The sequence below is a fragment of the Moorena sp. SIO3H5 genome, from assembly GCF_010692395.1.
Taxonomy (GTDB): domain Bacteria; phylum Cyanobacteriota; class Cyanobacteriia; order Cyanobacteriales; family Coleofasciculaceae; genus Moorena.
On the sequence record NZ_JAAHHS010000358.1, the window covers coordinates 1 to 7,867 of the forward strand.

A 7,867-nucleotide genomic window follows, 5' to 3' on the forward strand; every position below is an offset into this window, starting at 1 on the left:
TGGTACAAAGCGATCCCCCTAAATCCCCCTTAACAAGGGGGACTTTGAAGTTGATAGTTGTACCTCATAACTGCAAGAAACACTAGTTGTCATCGGGACGTAAAATAATTTTATAGTCCTTTAATGATTTCATTTGTTTGGTAATTTTATCTAGTTCGGTAAGCTTAGGGCTAGGAATTTCCACTCCTTGTGGTTTCTATAGCAATTATCTATGCCATGAGGTACAAATAGATCCCCCTAAATCCCCCTTAAAAAAGGGGGACTTTGAGGTTGAGAAGCGTACCTCATAAATCCTATAAAAGCGATCGCAAAACCCTTCCGGAGAGATGAAAGGGGTTTATTGCAAAATCAACGATTAAGTTGATCACTCCCATGCGGTGAGTACAATAGCATTGCGAAACTCATCATACCTATCTGATAATTCTTCCTCCTTGTCACTAAGGATATCTATTGCTTCTTCTTCGTCTTCGCTCAACTCTTCTAAGGGTATGGCCGCTAGTAGCGTTCGCTCTTCTAGTACTCCAATCATTCCGAACAATTGATCGCGGTAAGCGTCAAAAAAATCTACATCATATAGGTTAGCTAGAACAGCAGCCCGCCGCTTTTTCCCTTTCTTCCTTGCTTTGTTGATCTTCTTTTGCTGCTTTTGAGAGCGATGGTATTGATCATCCCCCATCCCAGAGTGAACGGGAAACTCTCCTTTCACTTCTTGGTAAATGAATGGTAAATCACGAAAGAAAAACTCTTTCTCGTCCTGACCTAGGCGATATCCAGACATGTGAATGATACAATCAGCAGTAAGCATTTGCTCTTCTACCTTTGATACTATTGAGACTGTGAAACAAGTGATCGCATCCAAATGGGTGCGATGCACTGGTCTTTGTTGATTAACATTGGTAAACGTCTAATGCTAGTTGGACATCCAGTAACTGCACGTCCTGGGTTAATCGGTGCAGTTATAGCGTTTCTAGGACTCATGAGGTACACATTATTTTTTCCCTCTTCCCTCTTCCCTTCCCCTCCTGGGAGGGGTTAGGGGTGGGTTTCTCTTCCCACTTCCAACTTCCCTGCTCCCTGCTCCCTGCTCCCTGCTCCCTAAAAACCAGAAATTTGTACCTCACAAGTCGTAGAATTGCTATACTTTGCATTTATACTACTACTCAAACGAAGAAATAGCATCTGCGACAACTTTTACAAACTGATAGGTTGACTCATAAGGCAAAACATTACGACCAGGAATTTTACGACCTTCTCCTTGAGGAAGATGCTTGATATACTGAGTTAGTCGGTCTTCTGGTGTTTCAGATTTACCCCGCTTACTAATACTTGAAGCTTGCTCTCCTACTACTACTAGGGTAGGTTGAGAAGTATTAGCGATCGCTTGTTGATAGTTTTGTCGCCAAAAGCCAGCCAAAAAAGAAAAAACTGCGTAGCGGCTAGCTGGATTAATTGCTCCCTTTTGGAGATTATCTAACCATTCGTTATCTACTGTATAACTCTCAGCAAACAGTTGATTTTCCGAAAACTTTTGCAGGAATTGACGGCGACGAGCATAACGAAAAAAGGCACTACCTAAAGGAGATTCGAGGAGATTCCAAGCAACTCGCTGCTGCCAGTATTGAGTTTCTGCTGTCATCAGAGACCAAGACGGAGGACCTGAAAGTACTAACCCTTTAATATAATTTGGTTCAGTTTGCTTTTGGATCAAGGTAAGTGCTACAGGTAATAAAGCCCCTTGCACTAGGAGAATCACCGGTTTTTTGACTACAGTTGTTAAAAAATAGTGTAACTGGTCAGCCCAATCAATAGGGTAGTAAGCAACAGGGGGCATTTCGCTTTCCCCACATCCTAGCAAGTCGGGATTATAAATTAGATGACCATTGCCAGTGTTCAACCACTCCTGGCAAAAGCGATGCCAAAAAAAGCGTGATAGTCCAACACCAATAGGATGGACTAATAGTAGAGGAGTTTTCGTCTTAGCACTTTCATCTGTTGGGGTATAGACTTCATAGGCACAACGGTAATTATGCCAAGTGTATAATTTTTCTTTATGTAAGGATTTTTGCCAATTATCTGTATTGGGCGAACTGGAAGCAGAAGAGTTCAATGCCATCTCAAATCCCTCAAAAGTCTTGTGGGTATTATAGCAATTCTAAAACTCAGATATTTGTACCTCACAATTCGTAGAATTGCTATATAATGGGACTAGGTAAGACTTTTGAAAAGCACAGCGCTTCGCTTCCGCTAAAAGCGAACGCGTAATTCGTCTTAACTAAGTTTTACTTTGAATTTGCTTAGGAAGCTCACACTCTACTGTTATCTTAAGATTACTTTTAGCCGTGCCTTTGGTAACATAAGGAATCCCCGCTTCTCCCCCTAATTCAATTCCAAATTCTAGGGTAACTTTTTTAACATTAGGTATTGGCTTTTTCTTAAACGCATTTAAGCCAATAATAGTGTAAGCCCGGATCGTACTTTCAATGGTTTGAGCGTGTTGTATTATTTGCCGTCGTAGCCTTTCAGGAGAACTCATCCCCTTGTCGGTGAGGGCTTCTTCTTCCTCTTCTTCTTCGTCTTGGTTGTCTGGGCTGCTTACCGTAGGAATGTCTAAATCTTCTGTAGCTTCAACATAAATAATTGTGCCATCCTCTAGCTGAATTGGCGTTAATTGTGTCATAGTATGGTATTTAATAAATGTAAGTATTGAGCTTAAGCTGACGGCTGATAGCTGAATGCTTACAAAAATTGTATCCCTCTTAAGCACCTATTTATCATTAAAAAGCTGGTTGTCATGAGTCGGAATGCCTTAGTAATAGGAATTAATACTTACAGCTATGAACACCTCAATAATTTAACGGCACCTGGGCGGGATGCAGAAGCTGTAGCCCAATTACTAGAGAAGTATGGAGACTTTAAGGTAACGCGACTCCCGGCGGTTAAGGATAAAAAGAATAATACCATTCGGGTTGGTAAAAAAACCAAAGTCACTCTGACTGAGCTAAAAAAAACAATAGTACAATTGTTCAAACCAAATGGTAAACCCCCAGATACAGCGCTACTCTATTTTTCTGGGCATGGACTACGGGAAGACCTGGGTATATCAGAAGGCTTTTTGGCAGCTAGTGATGTAAACCCAGACATGGGTTCTTGGGGTTTATCCTTACAATGGCTACGGCGACTGTTACAAGAAAGTGACGTAAGGCAGCAGGTTATTATTTTAGATTGCTGTTATGCCGGAGAAGTCCTAAATGTAGCAGAAGCAGACCCTGGAGACCGGGGTAAAGGCAGAGACCGGTGTTTCATTGCTGCTTCTCGTGCCTTTGAACTGGCCTATGAAGACATTGGTAGTAATCATAGTGTTCTCACCTCTGCACTGATCAAAGGACTGGAACTAAGCCAAGAGCGATGGGTAACTAACTATACCTTAGTTGATTTACTTACTCAAGAACAGAATGCTTTTCCCCAGCGTCCTATTTTTAGTAATTCTGGTGAACCGATTAATCTGACTCGCAGGTGGACCGCAGCAACAAAACAGTTGGCTGCATCAGCAAAAAGTATCTGTCCTTATAAGGGTTTGGCTTATTTTGATTGTACTGAAGAAGATGCCAGGTATTTCTACGGTCGTACTGCCTTAACGGATCAATTGTTGGAAAAGGTGCGTGTTGGTAATTTTCTGGCTGTCTTGGGAGCGTCTGGTAGTGGGAAATCTAGTGTAGTTAGAGCGGGATTATTGTATCAGTTACAACTGGGACAGAGGTTATCGGGTAGTGAAAGTCGGCAGATAAAAATCCTTCAGCCCGGTGAAAATCCCCTCAATTCCTTAGCACTAACTTTTGTAGATTCTGGGTTATCTGATATCGAACGGGCGACTCGATTAGCTCAAGCCGAGGATTTGATCTTAAAGGGTTCTGAAGGGTTGAGACAATTAATCGCTGTGACCGATACCCAGCGGCTAATACTAGTAGTTGATCAGTTTGAAGAAGCCTTTACTTTGTGTCAGGATAGCTCAGAAAGACAGCAGTTTTTTGAATGCTTATTAGGAGCTTTACCTAAAACCGGGAATAAACTCTGCTTGGTATTGACGATGCGGGCAGACTTTTTTGGTAAATGTCTTGAACAGGACTATAGCGGATTGGCACAGCAGATTCAAGAACATGGAATTGCTGTGATGCCCATGTCACCAGAAGAGTTAAGACAGGCAATTGTAAAACCAGCCAAACAGGTAGAATTGGAGATTGAGCCAGGACTGGTGAAAGAAATACTGGCAGATGTAGCGGATGCGCCAGGATATCTTCCATTACTGCAATATACCCTAACACGACTGTGGGAAGAAAGCACTGATAACTGTTTGCGCCTCAACACCTATGTCAAATTGGGTGGTGTGATGGGAACTTTGCGTCAACGGGCGACTGAGGTATATGAGCTACTTTCAGAAGAAAAACAAGCAGCAGTTAAGCATATTTTTCTAGCACTGACTCAGTTGGGGGAAGGGACAGAAGATACCCGCAGACGAGTATTAAAGCCGAATTTAGTGAATCAGCGCTATAACGAAGAACTTATTGATACGGTAGTTCAGAAATTGGCTGATGAAAAGCTAGTTGTTACCACGGAAATGGTAGGTAAAGGAGGAGGCTCAGAGAGAGTAGCAGTGGTGGATGTAGCTCATGAAGCCTTGATTCGTCATTGGAGTCTGTTGCGGAGTTGGATAAGTGAAAACCGGGATGGGATGAGAATAGCCCGTAAGATTGAGGCGGCGGCTGAAGAGTGGAAAAGGGAAGGTAAGCCAGAAGAAATTGCTTTTTTACTACAGGGAGCAAAATTAATTAATGCTGAGGATTATCTCGCTAAAGATCTCTACCGGGGTCAACTTAATAGTGATGCACAAGAACTTATTAAGGTTAGTCAACAAGTCCGCGATCGCATACTTAACGAAGAAAAACAACGTCAACAGGAACTACTAGAGGAGTCTGAAGGTAGACGAAAAGCAGAGAAAAAGGCACGCCAATCAGCAGAACAAAGAGAAAAAGAACAAGCTAGTGCTAATAGTAAACTCCGTAGTAAAACACAGCAACTTGGGATTTTATTGATATTGGTTACCATAGTTGCAGTTATTGCTGTATTTTTTGGTAGACAAGATCATAAAAATAAAATTAACGCAGAATTTAAAGCAGAATCAAGCGATATTAAGTATTCTCTATCAGTAAAACCTACTACAGAAGAATTGCTTCAAGCTATTGAAGCAACAGCTAAAAGTCTATCCCAGCAAAAATACTTAGAATCAAAGGTGATCAATGAAGTTCATTCTAGCTTATTGGAAGCTTTAGATAAGGTTCGAGAAAGGAATCTTTTACAAGGTCATACAGATGATGTCACTGAGATCGCTTTTAGCCCAGATGGCAAACAGATTATCAGTGGCAGTGAAGACAAAACAGTGCGTTTGTGGGACACAGAAACAGGTCTTCTAATCCATACATTAGAAGGTCATACTAAAGCTGTCTATGCGATCGCTTTTAGCCGAGATGGTAAACAGATTCTCAGTGGCAGTAGGGACGACACAGTGCGTTTGTGGGACACCGAAACAGGTCTTACTCTCCATACTTTACAAGGTCATACTAAAGGTGTCAGTGTGATCGCTTTTAGTCGAGATGGCAAACAGATTCTCAGTGGCAGTAGGGACGACACAGTGCGGTTGTGGGACACAGAAACTGGTAAACTAATCCATAGATTAGAAGGTCATACAGATGATGTCGATGCGATCGCTTTTAGTCGAGATGGCAAACATATTATCAGTGGCAGTGAAGACAACACAGTGCGTTTGTGGGACACAGAAACCGGTAAAATAATCCATAGATTAGAAGGTCATACTGATACTGTCACAGATATCGCTTTTAATCCAGATAGCAAACAGATTATCAGTGGCAGTGAAGACAAAACAGTGCGGTTGTGGGACACAGAAACAGGTCTTCTAATCCATACATTAGAAGGTCATACTAGAGATGTCAATGATATCGCTTTTAGTCCAGATGGCAAACATATTATCAGTGGCAGTAAAGACAACACAGTGGGTTTGTGGGACACCGAATCCGGTAAACTTCTCCATAGATTAGAAGGTCATACAAGTTCTGTCACAGATATCGCTTTTAGTCGAGATGGCAAACATATTATCAGTGGCAGTAAAGACAACACAGTGGGTTTGTGGGACACAGAAACAGGTCTTCTAATCCATACATTAGAAGGTCATACAGATGATGTCGATGCGATCGCTTTTAGTCCAGATGGCAAACTGATTCTCAGTGGCAGTGTTGACAAAACAGTGCGTTTGTGGGACACAGAAACGGGTCAACCTCTCCATACCTTGGAAGGTCATACACATTATGTCAGAGATATCGCTTTTAGTCGAGATGGCAAACAAATTCTCAGTGGCAGTGTTGACAAAACAGTGCGGTTGTGGGACACAGAAACAGGTCTTCCTCTCCATACATTAGAAGGTCATCCTAGTTCTGTCACTGATATCGCTTTTAGTCCAGATGGCAAACATATTATCAGTAGCAGTAGGGACAACACAGTGCGTTTGTGGGACACAGAAACAGGTCTTCCTCTCCATACATTAGAAGGTCATACAGATGATGTCGATGGGATCGCTTTTAGTCCAGATGGCAAACATATTATCAGTGGCAGTGAAGACAAAACAGTGCGTTTGTGGGACACAGAAACCGGTAAAATAATCCATATATTAGAAGGTCATACAGATGATGTCGATGGGATCGCTTTTAGTCCAGATGGCAAACATATTATCAGTGGCAGTGAAGACAAAACAGTGCGTTTGTGGGACACAGAAACCGGTAAACTTCTCCATACATTAGAAGGTCATACAGATGATGTCACTGAGATCGCTTTTAGTCCAGATAGCAAACATATTATCAGTGGCAGTAGGGACAACACAGTGCGTTTGTGGGACACAGAAACCGGTAAACTAATTCATGCTTTCAAAGATCATACTAGTTCTGTCAGAGATATCGCTTTTAGTCCAGATGGCAAACATATTATCAGTGGCAGTGAAGACAAAACAGTGCGTTTGTGGGACACAGAAACTAGGAAAATAATTCATACATTAGAAGGTCATACTAGTTCTATCAATGCGATCGCTTTTAGTCCAGATAGCAAACAGATTATCAGTGGCAGTTGGGACAAAACAGTGCGTTTGTGGGACACAGAAACAGGTAAAATTCTCCATACTTTTAAAGGTCATAAAGGTTCTGTCAATCATATCGCTTTTAGTCCAGATGGCAAACAGATTATCAGTACCAGTTGGGACCACACAGTGCGTTTGTGGCTGGGTTTAGATTGGCAAAATTTGTTAAAAGAGGGATGTGATCAGCTGCAATTTCATCCTGACCTCGTTGCGCCTCAAAATCATCAAGATAATAAAAAAGATAATAAAGCAGGAGAAGCCTGTCTCAAGTATGCCGATTGGGAGGATGAAGCGAAAGCAGAGTTTCTAGTCAGACAAGGTAGGGCTTTTGTTTTACAAAAAGAGCCAAATTTCAACAATGCTGTTAAAAAATTTAAAAAAGCGCAAAAATTCAATCCTAATATCGACCTCAACCCAGATACAGAGGAAATAGATAAAGACCCTAAAATAGTAGCGCACTTGTTAGCCGCACCAGCCAAGATACAAGAGGGAGCGATACTAGCAAGAGAGGGGAAAATAAAGGAGGCTATTTCTGCCTATCAAGAAGCGCAAAAACTCAATCCTGATATTGACCTCAACCAAGATACAGAGGAAATAGACAAAGACCCTAAAATAGTAGCGCACTTGTTAGCCGCACAACCTAAGGTAATTGAAGGAGCGATACTAGCAAGAGAG

5 protein-coding genes are annotated in these 7,867 nt (G+C 41.8%); 2 read left to right on the top strand and 3 right to left on the bottom strand.

The features are described 5' to 3' along the window. Positions 1 to 364 precede the first annotated feature (364 nt). A complete protein-coding gene (locus F6K52_RS28075; protein ID WP_293086304.1) occupies positions 365 to 874 on the bottom strand; it encodes a hypothetical protein in 510 nt (169 codons plus the stop codon). Between the two features lie 164 nt (positions 875 to 1,038). Between F6K52_RS28075 and F6K52_RS28080 the strand changes: the two genes are divergently transcribed. Further along, positions 1,039 to 1,176, top strand: coding sequence for a hypothetical protein (locus tag F6K52_RS28080; protein ID WP_293086307.1), 138 nt, complete (start codon positions 1,039 to 1,041; stop codon positions 1,174 to 1,176). Here the strand turns inward: F6K52_RS28080 and F6K52_RS28085 are convergent. Both F6K52_RS28085 and F6K52_RS28090 read right to left on the bottom strand, forming a co-directional pair. After that, entirely contained in the window at positions 1,157 to 2,113 is a 957-nt protein-coding gene (locus tag F6K52_RS28085) for an alpha/beta hydrolase (protein WP_293086310.1), read from the bottom strand. The two genes, F6K52_RS28080 and F6K52_RS28085, sit on opposite strands and share 20 nt — an antisense overlap. Before the next feature lie 159 nt (positions 2,114 to 2,272). Then, positions 2,273 to 2,677: a CU044_2847 family protein gene (locus F6K52_RS28090; protein WP_293086313.1), complete on the bottom strand. Its 405-nt coding sequence runs from the start codon at positions 2,675 to 2,677 to the stop codon at positions 2,273 to 2,275. 114 nt (positions 2,678 to 2,791) lie between these two features. On the opposite strand from F6K52_RS28090, the gene F6K52_RS28095 reads away from it, so the two are divergent. Continuing rightward, positions 2,792 to 7,867 (top strand): caspase family protein (locus F6K52_RS28095; protein WP_293086316.1); only part of this gene is annotated, 5,076 nt, incomplete at its 3' end.